Raw genomic sequence first — 18,788 nt, forward strand, 5'->3', positions numbered from 1 at the left:
TAAGTTACTATAATTCAATTATTTTACAAAACAATAAAATAAATTTAAGATAAAAACCTTTATTTAAAATACCGTTAAGAATATAATAAGAGCAATTTTTAAAGGGTTTAACTTATTGATGAAATTATTATATTCTTCAAATGACTTGTGCAACTTTGGTAGCTGTTCAAAGCTACAAAAAACTCTTTTACCAATAATATTACCAATGCTTTGTCATTGGTTTTTTTTTGCGTGATACTGGTTTATCGAATTTTTAGATTGATTAAAAACTTTAACATTAAATAAATTACTAAGTAGATACTATTATGAAAAAGACAAAAATTGTTTGTACCATCGGGCCAAAATCTGAATCAAAAGAAATGTTAGCAAAATTATTAAATGCAGGCATGAATGTGATGCGTTTAAACTTTTCACATGGTGATTATGAAGAGCACGGCAACCGTATAAAAAACTTACGAGAAGTAATGCAAGAAACAGGTTTAAAAGCAGCTATAATGCTAGATACTAAAGGACCTGAAATCCGTACAATTAAACTAGAAGGCGGTAATGATGTATCACTTGTAGCCGGTCAAACATTTACCTTTACAACAGATAAAACAGTTGTTGGAAATTCTCAACGAGTAGCCGTCACTTATGAAGGATTTGCCCATGACCTTAAACCAGGTAATCGTGTACTTGTTGATGATGGTTTAATTGCCATGGACGTTAAAGAAATCAAAGGTAACGAAGTTATCTGTACAGTTTTAAATAATGGTGATCTCGGTGAAAATAAAGGTATTAATCTACCAGGTGTTTCAATTAAGCTACCAGCACTTGCAGAAAAAGACAAAAATGACCTTATTTTTGGTTGTGAACAAGGTGTTGACTTTATTGCTGCATCATTTATCCGTAAACGTTCTGATGTTGAAGATATTCGTGCTCACTTAAAAGCTCATGGTGGAGAAGACATAAAAATCATCTCTAAAATTGAAAACCAAGAAGGTTTAGATAATTTTGATGAAATTCTTGAAGCTTCTGATGGTATAATGGTTGCTCGTGGCGATTTAGGTGTTGAGATTGCAGTTGAAGAAGTTATTTTTGCTCAAAAAATGATGATCAAAAAATGTAATAAAGCTTCTAAACCAGTGATAACTGCAACACAAATGCTTGATTCAATGATCAAAAATCCACGCCCTACTCGTGCTGAAGCTGGCGATGTAGCTAATGCAATTATTGATGGAACTGATGCTGTGATGTTATCTGGTGAAAGTGCTAAAGGTAAATATCCACTTGAAACAGTCAATGTTATGGCAACTATCTGTAAACGCACTGATAAAACAATTCCTGCCTCATTAGAATTAACATCCAAAGAAGAAAAATTAAGCATAACAGCCGCTGTATGCTGTGGTGCTGTAGAAATTGCAGAACGTTTAAATGCGCCATTAATTGTTGTTGCAACTCGTAGTGGTAAATCAGCTCGTGAAGTTCGTCATTACTTCCCGAGAGCTCGCATTTTAGCGCTTTCATCAAGTCAAAAAACGGTAAATCAATTAGCAGTTACTAAAGGCGTGGAACCTATTTTGATTGATTCAATTAACTCAACGGACGATTTTTATCGTTTAGGTAAAGAGATGGCTTTAAAAGTGTGTGGCTTAAAACAGGGCGATATCATTGTGATGGTTTCTGGTGCATTAGTACCTAGTGGAACCACTAACACAACATCAGTCCACCGCATCTAAACATTAAATTTCCAATCTATATAAAATAAAAGCTAGCTATCTGCTAGCTTTTTTTTTCACATAAGTTATTCTGTATAAAATATTGTTAATAAAATTTAAAAGACTAACATGATTGAAGAAAAAGTCCATTTACCTAAAGAGCTTAGCTGGTTATCTTTCAATCAGCGAGTTTTGCAAGAAGCCGCAGATAAGAGTAATCCTCTTATTGAGAGAATACATTTTTTAGGCATATACTCAAGTAATCTTGATGAATTTTATAAAGTACAGTTTGCTAACTTAAAAAAATATGTACTTATAGAACAAGAACAAGCTCATTCTTCTTCTAATGCTAAAAACTTATTGCGCCAAGTAAATCAAAAAGTTATACAATTAGAATTACAGTTTGACCAACTCTATAATGAATTGTTATTGGAAATGGCTAGAAATCAAATCTTTTTGATTAACGAAAGACAGCTCTCATCATATCAAGAAAATTGGATAAAAAATTATTATAAACAAAATCTTAGACAATACATTACTCCTATTTTACTTGATAGTCACACTGAACTTATTCAATTTTTAAAAGATGATCATGCCTATTTAGCTGTAGAAATTATTTGTGAAGATAGCATCAGTTATGCACTACTTGAACTACCGACAGATAATATTCCTCGTTTTGTATTATTACCGTCAGAAGTATCAACTAAAAATAAGTCCATCATCTTTCTTGACAACATATTGCGCTACTGTTTATCCGATATTTTTAAAGTGTTTTTTGATGCCAAAGAATTAAATGCTTATTCAATTAACATCAATAGAGATGCTGAATACGAATTAAATACAGAGTTAGACAGTTTACTTGAACTGATGTCCCAAGGCCTAAAACAACGATTAACCGCACAGCCAGTACGTTTTACTTATCAAAAAGACATGCCCAAAGCGTTGTTTGAATTATTGATCAATAAATTACGATTAACTGAACAAGATGCAATGCCTGGAGGACGTTATCCTAATTTTAAAGATCTTGTTAAATTCCCTGATTTTGGACAAAAGAGCTTATTAAATAAAAAAATCCCAAACTTAAGTTATAATCGATTTAAACAATTTCGTAATGCATTTGATGCGATTAAAGATCGAGATGTATTGCTCTATTATCCTTACTACTCTTTTGGCCATGTTTTAGAAATCATGCGACAAGCCTCGTTTGATCCTTCAGTTACACACATTCGAATGAACATTTATCGAGTAGCCAAAGACTCACGCTTTATTCACGCTGCAATTAATGCGGCCAATAATGGTAAAAAAGTTACCGTAGTTGTCGAATTACAAGCACGGTTTGACGAAGAAGCCAATATAAAATGGGCAAAACGACTAATTAGTAGTGGTATTAAAGTTATTTATTCACAACCAAAACTCAAGATTCACGCGAAATTATTTTTGATCGATCGTAAAGAAAACGATGAAATTGTTCGCTATGCTCATATTGGTTCAGGTAACTTTAATGAAAGAACCGCACGAATTTATACAGACTTTTCACTGTTAACTGCAGATCCTGCTATTACCGAAGAAGTCAAAAAAGTCTTTAATTTTATTGAAAATCCATTTAAACCAGTCTCTTTCAATCATTTACTTGTTTCACCACAAAATACACGATTACGATTCAATGAATTTATAGAACGCGAAATAAGCAATGCCAAAGCAGGTAAAAAGTCAGGAATTTATCTAAAACTTAACGCAATTACCGATAAAGAAATGATCGACGAACTTTACCGTGCATCTTGTGCCGGTGTAAAAATTAGAATAATTGTGCGCGGTACTTGTGTATTAGTGCCACAAATACCTAATTTAAGCGAAAATATTTATGTGACCAGTATTGTGGATCAATTTTTAGAACATGCTCGTGTGTATATTTTTGAAAATGAAGGAAAAAAAGACACTTACATCTCCTCTGCAGATTGGATGCCTCGTAATATCGATAATCGTATTGAAGTGGGCGTAAAAATCTTTGACTCAATAATAAAATCAACTATCCATAGTATTTTTGACATACAGTGCAATGATAATGTCAAAGCACGCATCATTGATAAAGATGCAACAAATAATTATGTGCAAAGAGGGAATAAGAAAAAAATTAGAGCCCAATATGCCATTTATGATTATTTGAAGCAGTTAGAATCATTTGCATAAGGACTTTAAAATGAATAAATTCAATGAATATGCGGTGGTCGATCTTGGTTCAAATAGCTTCCATATGGTAATTGCCCGGATCATTAATGGTGCAATACAGATTATTTATAAAAATAAAAAAAATATACACCTAGCAACAGGGCTTAATGCTAATAACAAATTGAGTGAATCAAGCATAATGCGAGGTGTGGAATGTCTTTCATTATTTGCTGAGCGATTAAATGGATTCCCTCCTGAACATGTTCGGGTTGTTGCAACTCATACATTACGAGTAGCAAAAAATAGGCATGAATTTTTAACAGCTGCAGCTAAGGTATTCCCTTTCCCTATTGAAATTATCTCAGGTCAAGAAGAAGCTCGTCTTGTTTATTTAGGTACAATGACTGCTGAATCAACATCGTCAACTGATACAAAATTTGTCATTGATATTGGCGGTGGATCAACTGAAATTGCAATAGGAAAAGGAAATGATTTAAACCCCGTGATCGTTGCTAGCCGTCCCATGGGATGTGTCACTTATACAAAACGTTTTTTTCATGAACAAAAAATTAACTCTGCTTCCTTTCAACAGGCAAAACTTGCTGCAGAACAACAAATTGAAGGTATGATTAATGCAATAAAAAAATTGAATATTACTGCCGCATTTGGCACATCGGGAACCATAAAATCAATTTATCAGATATTGTTGGATCTTGGTGTTAGCGATGGCATTATTACACCTAAAAGGTTAGATGATTTAATTAGTTATGTTTTAGAATTCGATTATTTTTATGATATTGACTATCCTTCACTTTCCAAAGAAAGAAAAAACGTATTTGTTAGCGGACTGGCTATATTTAGTGGTGTTTTTAATGCACTTGGATTAGAGGCTTTACAATTTAGCCCATGTGCATTACGAGAAGGCGTATTTTACGAATTGATCGACGGCCCTAATTACCAAGATATTAGGCAAAATACCGCACAATCGCTTTCTGAGCATTACAACATAGATAAACGTCATGCCAAGCAAGTGGTTAAAACTGCAAAATATTTATTTTCACAATGGCAACAACAAGCATCAATGACTATTCCCCCTAATCTTGAATCTATTTTATATTGGGCTGCTCAGTTGCATGAAGTTGGATTAAAAATCAACTTTTCTTCGATCCATAAGCATTCAAGTTATATCTTACAAAACAGTAATTTACCTGGATTTAATGAAGAACAGCAGTTACTGTTATCTACTCTTGTCCGTTACCATAGAAAGTCGATAAATATTGATGCAATACCTTATTTTAGTTTATTTGAATACAAACATATCATATCGTTAATGCAGATTTTAAGATTGTCTATACTAATCAATAATCAAAGAAATTCTGAGATTGATTTACGGGCATTTCAATTAAAATTATTAAAAAATAAACTCACTAATGTGACTTTAGAAATTAATCAAGATTTTGTTGAAAATAACAAATTAATATTGCTTGATTTGGAGCAAGAACAAAAATATTGGAAAACAGTTAATGATTGGAAACTATCGATTGTAATTAGTTAACAATAGAAACACATAAAAATACCGCCAACTAGGGTGGCGGTATTACAATATTAAGAATAAAATTATCTACTTGTTATTAACCAAGACCAATGATCTTCCACCACAAAATACCGACAGTAAAGACAATTACTAGATTCACAACACTACAAATGAACCCCACTTTCCACCATGTTTTTACTGGCACAAATCCTTCTGCAAATAATAATGGATTTCTCGCATTTGCAAATTGAGTAATTGAACCAAAGTAATTAGTACAAATAACTAATGTAAAAATAGCGATGAGTTGTGGCACACCTAGGGCAATGGAGACAGATAAAAATACGGGAAATAGTGCGGCAATATGAGCATTCCCACTCGCAAAAAAGTAGTGTAAATAAACATAAGCAACACATAAAATAATTAAGACCAACACCCAACTACTTTCGCCTAGATGACCTTTTACAGCACTACCTATTGTGTCACCAAGCCATTTAGTTACACCCAATTTATTTACTTGGTCTGCCATCATAAGTAATGCCGCAAACCAAATTAATGTGTCCCAAGCCGCTTTTTCACCTTTTATATCATCCCAACTTAATACGCCAGTTAAGATTAAAATGGCCAAACCAATAAAGGCTGTAGTTGTTGAATCAATACCAATATTTTTGCCAAAAATCCAAAGTACTAATAATAAAAAAACAGTGCTCCCCATAATGATTTCTTTAACTGTAATTGACCCCATTTTTTTTAATTCTTCAGCAGCTAATTTTGGTGCTTCTGGAGTTCTTTTGAGTTCTGGGTTAGTTAGAAAATAAATTACCAAAGGAATCACAACAAATGAAACTAAACATGGCACAATAGCTGCTACAAACCATTGCCCCCACCCTAGTGTAATACCTAGCGATGTGGTGACTAATTCAGCGGCTAATAAGTTGCCAGTAAATGCCGTTAAGAACATTGCAGAGGTGATGTCATTCATATGACTAATTGTTAGCATTAAAAAGGTACCAATACGATTTCTTGATTCATCTTTAGGATTTGAATTAAAGTTAATGGCTAAAGCCTCTGCTATTGGATATATTACACCGCCAGCACGCGCCGTGGTACTTGGAATAGCTGGTGCCAATGCAATATCAGTGACAGATAAACCATAAGCAAGCCCCAATGTATTTTTACCCAACATTTTAACAAGATAATATGCAATGCGTTTACTCAAACCAGTTTTGATAAAACCACGAGCGATCATGAAAGCAATAACAATCAACCAAATAAGACTACTATTTAATTCGCTTAACGAGATTTTTATCGATTCAGTTGCGGAGGTTGCACCAGACGGTCTTAATACGGCAAAAACGGTAATTGCTAGTAAACCAATTGCCCCAATTGGCATTATTTCAGCCACAATACAAGCTATGGTGGCAACAAAAATAATACTCGTTTGCCAACCTTCTTGGCTAATACCTTCTGGTGGTGAGACACATAACCAAAGTAACGCGGAAATTGCCGCAATAATGATGAGCGCAGGCCATTTCACTGGAGGTTTCTTTACTAAATTCATAGTATTATCCTTTTAAATTTAAATATTTTAATAAGTTAAGATTTAATTCTGTTACAATTATGCTACTCTTCATACTATTATTGGCCAAATTTATCGCACTAACATCAGTATAAAAACTTTAATAAAATCAATACCTTTTCTGACGACTTTTTATTAAAATTCATTAAACAAATCCAAGGAAAAAACATCAATAAAATCAGTATCTTTTCTGAAACATTTTTAATCGAAAATTTAATTTTAATCAGTTTTTATTTGATATTGAGTATCAATTTGTTGAAAAATAAAATTCTCGGGGTTTACTAATATGGCTGTTTTATTTTTTAACAAAAAGATAGCCGACAAGTTTTGATGCTTTTGCAAGTATTGTCTGCTTTTATCAACTCCCCATCCATAAAAGACGGTTGAGTAAATATCACCCTCTAATGAAGAATCTGAAATGATAGTTACGCTTTCTAATTCATTATTTAATGGGTAACCTGTTTGAGGGTTTAATAGGTGATGATAAAGACGATCATTTTGTATAAAAAAACGCTCATAAATGCCGGATGTGACAACTGATTTATCTTTAACTTTTATAATTCCAGATAGTTTTCCATTAGTGGAAAAGGGTTTTCTTAATCCTATATGCCAATAGCCGTTACCATCTGTTAAAGATGAGTCTAATGTTAATACATTACCACCTAAGTTAATGATACCTTTGTACACTTGATGTTGGTGTAAAATTGATTTGACAACATCAGCAATATATCCTTTAGCAATTGCACCTAAATCAATTTCCATTCCTGGTTTTTTTAAAAAAACAGAATATGTGTTTGCATCAAGTTCAATATTTTTAGGATCAATTAACAACAGTTTTTCTCTAATTAACTTAGCAGATGGAACTTGATAACCATTGAAACCAATTTTCCAAAGTTTAACTAAGGGACCAATAGCAAAATTAAAGCAACTATTAAAATATAGACTTATTTTTTGCGCTTGTTCAATCAAAGAAAAAACAGAACGGCTCACTATAACGGGATGGTGTCCTGCAGCTAAATTAATAGACATAACTTCTGATGATGACCTGTTAACGGTCAGTTTATCCTCAAGCATTTTTATGGTTTGAAAAACAGCTTGCACTGCGGTTTCATTAGGCTCAAAAAGCATTAATGAAACCGTTGTTCCCATCAAATGTTGAGTGTATTCATAGTTTACATTTACCATGCTAAACAAACTCAAAATAGTTGTAACAAATTAGTGTTTAATATAATCAGCCGCTTTTTTACCTGCTTGCATACCAAAGATAATGATATCGGCGACAGCATTGCCACCAATACGATTAGCTCCATGAACACCACCTACGACTTCGCCAGCAGCAAATACACCTTGAATCACATGTTTATCGGTATTCAACACTTGTGTTTGGGTATTAATAGTGACCCCTCCCATCGTGTGGTGCACACCTGGTGCAATTTTTATTGCATAAAAAGGCCCTTTTTTGAACGGATGGCGCATGCCTGTTATTCTGCCAAAGTCTTGGTCATGCTTAGTTGACGTAAACTGATTGTAACGTTCAATTGTTTTAACTAATGCGTCGCCATCAATCGATAACTTTTGTGCTAATTCTTCAAGAGTATTTGCTTGAATAACAAGCTCGTTTGCAACATACTCTTCAACGGCTCTGTTTTCATCACGAACTTGCTGATCAAACAAAATATAAGCATAATGTTCAGGTAATTTAATAATTTCAGCTGATACTTTATCCCTTGTATCAAGTTCATTAACAAATCGTTGACCTTTTTTCGATACCAGAATCGCTCCACCACCACGGATGGATTCAGAAATTAAATAAGACGTTGTCTGTTCAACCGTTGGATGGATTTGAATTTCACCCATATCGACAGTTCCAGCGCCCAATTTTTCTAATATCTCAATTCCAGAACCAGTTGCACCCTTATGATTAGTGGTCACAAATCCTTTAAGGTCAGGACGATATTTTTCAACCATTGCGGTATTGGCACTAAATCCACCAGTTGCAATAATAACTGCCTTAGCTTTTATAAAATGGATCGAACCGTCTTCTTCTGAAACTTTAACCCCTGTCACTTTATGATGCTCGGTGACAATTTCAGTCACAGTAGTATCAAGTATAACTTCAATACCTCGTTTATTAATATTTTTAACTAGACCACTAATTAAGAAACCACCAACTGCAGCACCACTTTCTGGGCGATGAGTCCGATCAATGCTCATTCCTCCCGTTGTAGTAATCCCACTAAGCTCAATGTCATTATCATCTAACCAATTAATCGCATCTGGTGCATTTTCAACAAAATAACGAAGTAAATCAGGATTATTTTTGTTTTTACCTCCAGTCATGGTTTCTTGATAAAATAGATCTTTACTATCAACGATCCCTTTTCGTTTTTGGAATTTGGTTTCAACCGCATTCATACCAGCTGAGGCTTTATTGGTATTACCACCTATTACAGACATTTGTTCAACAATAACGACACTTGCACCAAGATCATGAGCTTGAATCGCAGCAGTAAGCCCTGCTCCACCACTACCAACGACCACAACATCAAAAGCTCGATCATTAGGATCACCGCCTTCGGCAATAATCGCTTCTTTATTAGATCTTGCCATCGCTTTGGTTACGGCTTTTTTAAATGCTTCACATTGTGTTGTTGCGCCAGAAATTGCATCAACATGTGAGCTATTTGAGTCAATAATTCTATGTTTAATTTCAGCAAAATTATCCAAAACCTCATTATCAAAATTTTGGGCATTAATTAATTGCATATCTTTTATAAAATCTTTACCCAGCTCAACATTAATTAAAAACTCATAAGACTCATCATTAACTTTTTCTTGATAATGACCAGGTTTGAATTTTTTTACATTAAGATTCACATCACGAATCAAACTCTCGACAAGAGAAAAGCGCCATAAAGGTTCTGGAATATTAAGTGTTTCACGCTTATCACTATTAATAAATAATTCTAATTTCTCACCTTTTTCAATACGGTCAACCCAATCAGGATAAGCAATACAAGCACGCCCTACAGCAACTAAATCATAACCATGCTCAATCGCATCATCTACATCATTTTGATTAACTACATTACCGACACCTACAACGGGAATTTTTGCTAATGTTGCAGAACGAATTGTCACATATTTTTTAATTAATGGAGTCGGATCTTGTGTATCAACAATTGATGGTCTAAGCGTCTCGCCCATTGAAAAATGGAGATAATCAAGTCCTTTTTTAGCCAATTTTTCAAGCAAATACATTGTGTCATCAAAACGAATTCCTGGAACTTCTAACTCTTCAGGAGAAAAACGGTATCCAACAATAAATTTAGATATTGCATATTGCTTAACCATATTGTGGGTAATATCTAAAACAGCAAGCGCGAATCGCGTACGATTATCACGGTTCCCTCCCCATTTATCATTTCTTTGATTTGAATTAGGTGAATAAAATTGCTGAATTAAATAAGTATTAGCGCCATGAATCTCTACACCATCAAAGCCAGCTTGAATCGCTCGACGTACAGCTTGACCAAACTTATCAATCGTTTCTTCTACCTCTTCAGCAGTTAATTCAATTGGAGTGGGCGCATTTGGGCGAGGGGCTGCAATAGCACTAGGTCCTACTGGCAATTGACCTCCGATAAGTTTAGGCTCCACCATTCTTCCACCATGATAAACTTGAATAACCGCTTTTGAGCCCTTTTCTTTGATGGCTTGCACTATTTTTGCTAACCCTTCAATCTTATCATCACTATCTAGACCAATAGCACCAGGAAAAGCTAACCCTTTATTATCAATAAATCCACATTCGACAATAATAGTACCAATTGATCCTGATCTTGCTCGATAATATTCAATCAAGTCATGCGTAACAGAACCATCATAAAAACCAGAACAAGTTGTCATTGGTGCCATCATTATGCGATTTTTAAGTTCAACACCATTAGGCAAAGTTAATGGCTTAAAAATATTTTCATTTCTCATTTTTTCATACCTAACCATTATCATTTAATCTTTATAGCTATCAACGATGATAACATTACCAATAATCATTCTCCACTTAGATTAGTTTCATTAGTATTGAATAATGATAAGTATCATTTTTTCGACAGAAATTTTTTTATTTTTATTAATCAATTAGAAAATTATCAATATTAATAAAATAAGATTTTATCAATTTTTGATATTTTATCGTTTTTAAAGTATCGGATATATCATTAAAAATCTAAAAAAAAACACTGTAACTTTTTCATTTAGTTATATTTTTTTTGTAATTTTTATGTTGAACTTTAAATTTATTCAGATAGAATGCCTTGAAATATAAGGAAAAGAGAACATCGTAATGTTTGTAATACTAGCTAACAGATTAAGATCAACTTTCGATTTTCTATTTATCCTATTTTTAATCCTCCTTCATGGAGGATTTTTTTTTGTTTAAAAAAACTTTTTTATTTCTATTTTCATTGCAAGGTTAATAATCAATTCTACGTTGAGAATACGTACAATTAGGAGACAATATGAAATCTTTAACACCTTTTTATGATCCAAGTATAAGCTACGAAGAAAATTATGCTCAAGGACCTTTTGGACTTTTTAGACAATTAGATAAAGCACAACAAGTATCAATAAAACCTTCAAAATTTTTAAATGTTGAGGTTAATTTACCATTTGGTCAACCTGCAGGCCCACTATTAAATGCAAACTATATCAAAGCTGCTTTTGCTTATGGATTTGACTTATGTGTATATAAAACAGTAAGAACTAAACTACATAAATGCCATCCATTACCTAATGTTTTATCAGTCCACCCTAACGGTAAATTATCGTGTAATTTAGATACAGTATTAGCTGATACCAATTACAACCAACCATTATCAATAACTAACTCTTTTGGCGTTCCTTCTTTTGCTCCAGATGTCTGGCAACCTGATATGGCTGATGCCGTCAAATCAGCAGGGCATGGTCAATGTGTTATTGGTAGTTTTCAAGGTACACAAGGTAACGGTGAAATTGAAAAAGATTATGCTTTAGCGGCAAAATTAGTTAGAGAAACAAATGCCCCCATTCTTGAAGCAAACCTAAGTTGCCCAAATGAAGGCGCTAGCAAATTACTTTGCTTTGATATTGATAAAGTTGAACGAATTGTTAATGAAATTAAAACGGCTGTTCCTGATCGTCCACTTATTTTAAAACTAGCTTATTTTGCTGATGATGAAAAAATTATATCATTACTCAATCGAGTAGGATCCATTATTGATGGTTTAAGTACTATTAACACATTATCTGCAAAACCTGTTGATGCTCATGGCCATCCTGCATTAGGCGAAAATAGAAAAGAAGGCGGAGTTTGTGGTGATGCAATCCGTTGGGCTGGTTTAGATATGGTGAGCCGTTTAGCTAAGTATCGTAAACAAATGGATCTAAAATTTGTTATTGTAGGCGTTGGTGGTGTTAGTTCTAGTGAACATTATCATCAATTTATAAAAAGTGGTGCTGATGCGGTTATGAGTGCAACTGGTGCTATGTGGAATCCGCTCCTTGCGATAGAAATCAAAAAGAATATTTAATTTGATAAGTATTTCCAGTACAGGGCTCTATGCCCTGTTTTTTTATTTAAAAAATCAAGAGTAGTTTAACAAAAAAAAACAATAATAAATGAATAAAATCAAAATACTAACTAATAGTAATAAAATTATAACTAATACTCATATTTGCTTAGTAGCACAGAAATAAAGAACACTCAAAATTCTTACTAGTATAGGAAATGAATTATCAGAAAACACCACAAACTTGATACAAAGAGTATTGCAACAAAAAAAGCACTTTGATGAAGTGCTTTAATCTATTGATATTCTTAAAAATTGGCGGAACGGACGGGGCTCGAACCCGCGACCCCCTGCGTGACAGGCAGGTATTCTAACCAACTGAACTACCGCTCCGCTTTTTTGATAGCTTTAATGTTAGAGCACTAAAGTAGGCATGATATTAAAGATTATTTTTATTCGCGTCAATAAAATTCTATAAATAAATGTTCAACTGAATATAAAACAATCATTAATTCAAATTCCACAATGCTCCACCACATTTTTTATCAATTTTTTTTAAAACCGATTCATGTTCAGAAAGTTCATATTCTGTTGCCTTAATTACTTTTAAAGGCACACCATTGCGTTCAACTCTTTTTATTACATTAGATTCGGATGTAGATGAGTTATTATCCTCTGAACTAAAAGATAAAGTTGTCTGCCCACCAGTCATTGCTAAATAAACTTCGGCTAAAATTTCAGCATCTAATAATGCGCCATGCAATGTTCGGTGAGAGTTATCAATCTGGTAGCGTTCACATAATACATCTAAGTTATTACGTTTTCCTGGAAACAGACGCCTTGCCATAGCTAAGGTATCAGTAACAAGACAATGATCCGAAGTTTTAAAATCCAGTCCACAAAGACGAAATTCATAATCCATAAACCCCACATCAAACGAGGCATTGTGAATAATTAATTCAGCACCATCAATAAATTTGATAAAATCATGTGCTATATTCTTGAATATTGGCTTATCCTTAACAAATTCATCACTGATACCATGAACTTTAAACGCACCTTCATCAATCAAGCGTTCTGGATTAATGTAGACATGAAAATGGTTACCAGTTAAACGACGATTAATGACTTCAACGGCACCAATTTCAATAATCTTATGTCCTTCATAGTGATTATTGCCACCTTGGTTCATGCCTGTTGTTTCAGTATCTAAGACAATTTGTCGCACAGAATTATGTATCACTTTCTTCTCTTTTTATATCAACAATTGGGGAAAAACGTTTTTAATGGTATAGTCTAGCACTAAAATCTTTTAATGTTGATACCTACATAAGTGAAAGTAGCAACCAATTTTACTTATTTATAGAGTAATTATAAATAAATTAGAGTGATACTATTTATCGTTTAATTGGGATAAGAAATAAATTAAAATAGTTATAATAGTTATAAAAGAAATAAAAAATGCTAAAAAAAATCGAAATATATACTGATGGTTCATGTCTTGGTAATCCTGGTCCTGGTGGTTATGCTGCTATATTAAAATATAAGCAAACCGAAAAAGTATTATCGAAAGGCTTTTTTAAAACAACAAATAATCGTATGGAATTATTAGCTGCCATTGTTGCTTTAGAACAATTAAAACAACCTTGTCAAATTGAACTCTATTCCGATAGTCAGTATTTGCGAAATGGAATTATCAATTGGATAAACGGTTGGAAAAAAAATGGTTGGAAAACAGCTAGCAAACAACCAGTAAAAAATATTGACTTATGGAAGAAGCTTGATGAATTAGTACAAATTCACAAAATTGAGTGGATTTGGGTTAAAGGTCATGCCGGCCATATTGAAAATGAACGTTGTGATATTATGGCAAAAACACAAGCTCAATCCCCTACTTTGCAAGACACAGTATTTGAACAATCTATACAAGATTAATTAATGGAGAAAATTTTTTATGCAACTTGTATAAGTTTATCTACTTCTAAAGTAGGTTCTTCCTAAATAAAGCTAAAACGTAATATGTATCTATTGCATTCTAGCTTTAAAGATGATTATATTTGAATTTTAACCAATTTAGCTAATATTATTGACTTTTGAGAAGCCAGAAATAAGATTAATCATATTAACAAACATAAAATATTCCCCTTGAAATTTTACTGACTATCACCATATAGGTTCCACAAATGGGGAATGTGAATAAAAAGCACAATATCTAAACTCCGATATTTTCGCCCCCAATGAAATTGATTTACCGATTAATTATTTTACTAATTAAGATAAAGCCTCTATTGGTAATTTTGACTTTGACGTAATAGCGGTACCTAAGCATAACGCTTTTAGTCGTGCTTATTTTTTCTGGCGATATTTTAATTTACATAGTTAATGTAATATATCTTATTAAATTTAGCATTTGCAACTCAAATGCTAGCCTATGATAAAAACATTAAAGACTATTTGGATTTGGTTTCAACAAAATCAGTAACATAACTGTCTATTTTGTCTAAAGAAAAGAAATAAGCTTATTTTTACAATGCATAAACATTAGTAAAAAATAGATTTAAATTTAACAATTAATTATATTTCTTTGCTTTTTTTTAGAAGCCAAAAAGACATTTTTTAGGTATAATGCCAAGCTTAATTTGAGTAAAAGTCACAAACTAATGAAAAAGTTATTAATATTTACAGTGTTATGTTTATCTTTGAGCGCCTGTCAGAACCATGGCTATCAATACAATAATAGCGTCTATAAAAAATCTAACTCAAAATCAATAGTTAATAGTAGCATTAAGAGTGGTGGTATTAGTCACACTTCTGTCACGCAAAACCCTTGGCAATTCATGCTAACTCAAATCGATGTGAAAGTACCTGAAAATAATCGCATCAAAACAGAAAGAGAGCGTTTGTTACGTAATCCACAAGCATTCGAAACTGTTGCATTACGCTCGGAACCTTATGTTTATTACATTATTAATCAACTAAGAAAAAACGACTTACCTGTTGAATTAGCATTAATTCCATTGATTGAAAGTGCTTACGATCCATTGGCAACTTCACCTGCGCAAGCGGCTGGTTTATGGCAATTTGTACCAATTACCGCTAAAGAATATGGAATTAAACAAAATAGTTATTTTGACGGACGACGAGATCTTATTGCTTCAACAAGTTCAGCTATTTCGTTATTACAAAACTTGAACAATCGTTTTAATGGCGATTGGCTATTAACATTAGCGGCTTACAACGCTGGTGAGGGTCGAGTCAGAAAAGCTATCGAAAAAAACCAAGCGAATGGTTTACCTACAAACTATTGGTCACTCGATTTACCAACTGAAACAATGCACTACGTGCCTAAAATTTTAGCCATTATTGATATTGTAAAAAATAACAAACGGTATGGTATTAAATTGCCTGATTGTAATTATGAAAATTCGCTTGTTCGTATTGATATGTCAAAAAATATCTCATTAGCTAAGGTAGCTAAGTATACGGGCTTACCGTTGAATGATTTAATGACATATAACGCTGGTTATGTTCAGCAAAAAGTCAATGGTCCGTTTCATTTACTAGTACCATATATTCATGCTCAAGAGTTATTTAAAAAACTGAAAGCAGAAAACTTAGTGGTAAATCAAGTTACCGAGCTTTTACAAGATGTACCACACACAAATATGCCATTTGAAGTTAAATCAACGACAAGCATTAAATATAGTGCAATTGATAATAGAAAAACGAACTCTATTTTAACAGCTAATGCAAAATCTAATGGTAAAAAGCAGATAACCTACCAGGTTAAAGTTGGCGATAATTTATATTCTATTGCACAAAATTATCGAGTTAAAATAACAGACATACTTCAATGGAATAATCTGAAAAACGCTCGTGTCCAAGAAGGTGATATTTTGACGATTAATATTGTGGATGCAAATCCAATCTAAAATTTACTAATAGAGGATTATGATCTGATGTGGTTGTGCTAATAATTTCTGCTGTATCAAGTCGTAATCCTCGATAAAAAACAAAATCAAGTGGCCTACCCATAAATTTTTTTCGAATATCAACAGAAAAACTAACAGGCTTAAGTTCAATTGAACGAACAAGATTATACAACAAATCAACTCGCTGTCTGCTCCATGCATTAAAATCCCCAGCCAAAATAACTGGGCCATTATGCTCTTTTATTCGAGTTAATAGCATACGTATTTGTTGCCGGTATATTTTTATACCAATGCTAAAATTTACAGCATGAATATTCGCAACTAATAATTGTTGCTTGGAATTATTAATAGGATAAATAGTAATCAAAGCAGATTTAGGTACTCGGATAAGTGGTTCCTTTTCTCTAAAAGAAAAAAGCGAAGTTGGTAATGAATCAGAAATTGTCATTACGCCAGCATATATATCGTTAAAACAATATGCAGGGACATGATCCGCAATTTTATTATATTGTGAAATAAAATTAAGTAATGGTGGTGTTGTTTGGGCTTCTTGCAACAAGATCAGTTTAACTTTATCTGCATATTGTTGAAGTATATCAATACAATCAGCTCTTTTTTGTTTAAAAATATTCCAAACTAAAATCGAAAATGATGTATGTTCAATTAACGGTTTATTAACTATTATTGGTTGATTAGGCAAGATCAACTCAACTTCGTTGCTTGCCCGATAACGTAAAGTATAACATCGATTTTTAAACATTTTTATCGTTCAACTTTTTCTGCAAATATTGATCAAAAGTTAAAGCATCACTCAGCTCTTTCTTCTTCTGTTTTTCAATAGATAAATCGCGTTGTTGAACAAAATCACCTTCAGTTAATAATGCTAAGGGTTCTGCCATAAGCTGTTTTTTATATTGGCTTGCTAAAGCTAAACCAAATTTTGCTGTACCTAAATCACTTATTGCTTGTAGTGTTCTTGCTGATAAAGTTAATTCAGGTTGATCAAACATTAACTCTAAACGCTCACAAACATTACGGTACCCCTGCTTGTCATCTTGATGATCTAAAACATCAGCAACACGTAATAAATCTTTGAATAATTGGTGTCCAACTTTGGCCAAAGGTTCTTGATAGCTATTGCAACCTATACCGATCTCAAGCCCTGGTTTTCGTCCTTCCATTATTACCCTATTCCAATTTAACTTGGCACACTCAAGTTCTTGACTGCTCATTTCTGGCGCAGGTGCTAGTGCACACCAAATTAAAAACAGATCGATAAATCGTATCTGTTCTTCAGTAATCCCTACCGGTGAAAATGGATTAACATCTAATGCGCGTACTTCAATATATTCAATACCGCCACGTAAAAGTGCATCCGACGGCGACTCCCCAGTCATTGTGACTCTTTTAGGTCGAATTGGCCCATAAAATTCATTTTCAATCTGCAATACATTATCGTTTAATTGACGATAATGACCATCAACTTTGATGCCCAATTTAGCAAATTCCGCTGATTTTGTATGCGTTGCTCGTTTTAATCCTTCAACATAAGTATCTAAATGATTAAAAGTAATGCCTAGTTGTTTTTGTGCATTATTAGTATACCCAATATCGCTTAACCTTAAAGAGGTTGCGTAAGGCAAATAACAGTTACCATTTGTTTGTTCAATAAAGGCTTTTGCTTTTTGTGGATCTTGAATAAATGAGGAGCACATCGATGGTGATGATCCAAACAAATAAGGAATAACCCAACCAAAGCGATAATAGTTACGAATCAATGTAAAGTAGCCTTCAGAAATAACAGCTTTACCCTCTTCTGTATTTTTTACACCATCTCTTGCTTGCCAAAATGCCATGGGTAATGAAAAATTATAATGAACGCCAGATATGGTTTGCATCATTGCACCATAACGGTTTTTTAGACCTTCTCGATAAACCGTTTTAAAACGCCCTTCATTTGATGATCCATATTGAGCTAAAATAATATCTTCTTCATTGGCAACAAAACATGGCATACTTAATGGCCACATCATTTCATCATCAATATTTACACTAGCATAACGATGCAGATCGCGTAAAAACGTTAGCATATAATCGATATTGGTATTAACTGGTGTAATAAATTCTAGCATTGATTCAGCAAAATCAGTTGTTATCCAAGGATGAGTCAACGCTGCGCCAATTTTTGCGGGGAATGAAGTTTTCGACAATGTCCCGTCAGGCAAAATGCGTAAAGTTTCACGTTCAACACCGCGTTGAATACCTTGTAAGATGCTGTAGTGTTTTTCTAACCAGTTAAGCGCTTTAGAAACATCAGGAATCATATTTTGCCTT

General features: G+C 33.3%; 12 protein-coding genes and 1 tRNA gene. 6 read left to right on the plus strand and 7 right to left on the minus strand.

Translation table 11 applies throughout. The features are described 5' to 3' along the window. Positions 1 to 305 precede the first annotated feature (305 nt). From pykF to GQ598_RS03035, 3 genes are all read left to right on the plus strand, one after another. Positions 306 to 1,718, plus strand: a complete 1,413-nt coding sequence (pykF, locus tag GQ598_RS03025) for a pyruvate kinase PykF (protein ID WP_091346902.1) — start codon at positions 306 to 308, stop codon at positions 1,716 to 1,718. 108 nt (positions 1,719 to 1,826) lie between these two features. Beyond that, positions 1,827 to 3,884: a polyphosphate kinase 1 gene (gene ppk1 / locus GQ598_RS03030; protein ID WP_160402294.1), complete on the plus strand. Its 2,058-nt coding sequence runs from the start codon at positions 1,827 to 1,829 to the stop codon at positions 3,882 to 3,884. A 10-nt stretch (positions 3,885 to 3,894) separates the two neighbouring features. Continuing rightward, entirely contained in the window at positions 3,895 to 5,418 is a 1,524-nt protein-coding gene (locus GQ598_RS03035; protein WP_160402295.1) for an exopolyphosphatase, read from the plus strand. A gap of 76 nt (positions 5,419 to 5,494) precedes the next feature. On the opposite strand, the gene GQ598_RS03040 is transcribed toward GQ598_RS03035, so the two are convergent. From GQ598_RS03040 to GQ598_RS03050, 3 genes are all read right to left on the minus strand, one after another. Beyond that, positions 5,495 to 6,955: a DASS family sodium-coupled anion symporter gene (locus GQ598_RS03040; protein WP_160402296.1), complete on the minus strand. Its 1,461-nt coding sequence runs from the start codon at positions 6,953 to 6,955 to the stop codon at positions 5,495 to 5,497. A gap of 237 nt (positions 6,956 to 7,192) precedes the next feature. Then, complete coding sequence (locus tag GQ598_RS03045; RefSeq protein ID WP_160402297.1) at positions 7,193 to 8,158, minus strand: FAD:protein FMN transferase; 966 nt, start codon at positions 8,156 to 8,158, stop codon at positions 7,193 to 7,195. Between the two features lie 30 nt (positions 8,159 to 8,188). Continuing rightward, complete coding sequence (locus tag GQ598_RS03050; RefSeq protein ID WP_160402298.1) at positions 8,189 to 10,960, minus strand: flavocytochrome c; 2,772 nt, start codon at positions 10,958 to 10,960, stop codon at positions 8,189 to 8,191. Between the two features lie 533 nt (positions 10,961 to 11,493). Here GQ598_RS03050 and GQ598_RS03055 point away from each other — a divergent pair. Further along, complete coding sequence (locus GQ598_RS03055) at positions 11,494 to 12,543, plus strand: dihydroorotate oxidase (RefSeq protein WP_160402299.1); 1,050 nt, start codon at positions 11,494 to 11,496, stop codon at positions 12,541 to 12,543. Between the two features lie 295 nt (positions 12,544 to 12,838). Here the strand turns inward: GQ598_RS03055 and GQ598_RS03060 are convergent. Next, positions 12,839 to 12,915: transfer RNA gene (locus GQ598_RS03060), tRNA-Asp, on the minus strand. A gap of 115 nt (positions 12,916 to 13,030) precedes the next feature. Then, positions 13,031 to 13,765, minus strand: a complete 735-nt coding sequence (dnaQ, locus tag GQ598_RS03065) for a DNA polymerase III subunit epsilon (RefSeq protein WP_202112660.1) — start codon at positions 13,763 to 13,765, stop codon at positions 13,031 to 13,033. Between the two features lie 218 nt (positions 13,766 to 13,983). Here dnaQ and rnhA point away from each other — a divergent pair, with 218 nt between their 5' ends. Continuing rightward, on the plus strand, positions 13,984 to 14,457 hold the full coding sequence (rnhA, locus tag GQ598_RS03070) for a ribonuclease HI (protein WP_160402300.1): 474 nt from the start codon (positions 13,984 to 13,986) through the stop codon (positions 14,455 to 14,457). Between the two features lie 725 nt (positions 14,458 to 15,182). Continuing rightward, the gene (locus GQ598_RS03075) at positions 15,183 to 16,454 is read left to right on the plus strand and encodes a transglycosylase SLT domain-containing protein (protein ID WP_160402301.1); all 1,272 of its coding nucleotides are present in this window, start codon (positions 15,183 to 15,185) and stop codon (positions 16,452 to 16,454) included. On the opposite strand, the gene GQ598_RS03080 is transcribed toward GQ598_RS03075, so the two are convergent. Beyond that, positions 16,426 to 17,214: an endonuclease/exonuclease/phosphatase family protein gene (locus GQ598_RS03080; RefSeq protein WP_160402302.1), complete on the minus strand. Its 789-nt coding sequence runs from the start codon at positions 17,212 to 17,214 to the stop codon at positions 16,426 to 16,428. The genes GQ598_RS03075 and GQ598_RS03080 overlap by 29 nt on opposite strands. Beyond that, on the minus strand, positions 17,207 to 18,778 hold the full coding sequence (gshA, locus tag GQ598_RS03085; RefSeq protein WP_160402303.1) for a glutamate--cysteine ligase: 1,572 nt from the start codon (positions 18,776 to 18,778) through the stop codon (positions 17,207 to 17,209). The genes GQ598_RS03080 and gshA overlap by 8 nt, the downstream gene beginning before the upstream one ends. Between the last annotated feature and the right edge of the window lie 10 nt (positions 18,779 to 18,788).

The sequence above is a fragment of the Gilliamella sp. Pas-s95 genome, assembly GCF_009795795.1.
Lineage (GTDB): Bacteria > Pseudomonadota > Gammaproteobacteria > Enterobacterales > Orbaceae > Gilliamella > Gilliamella bombicola.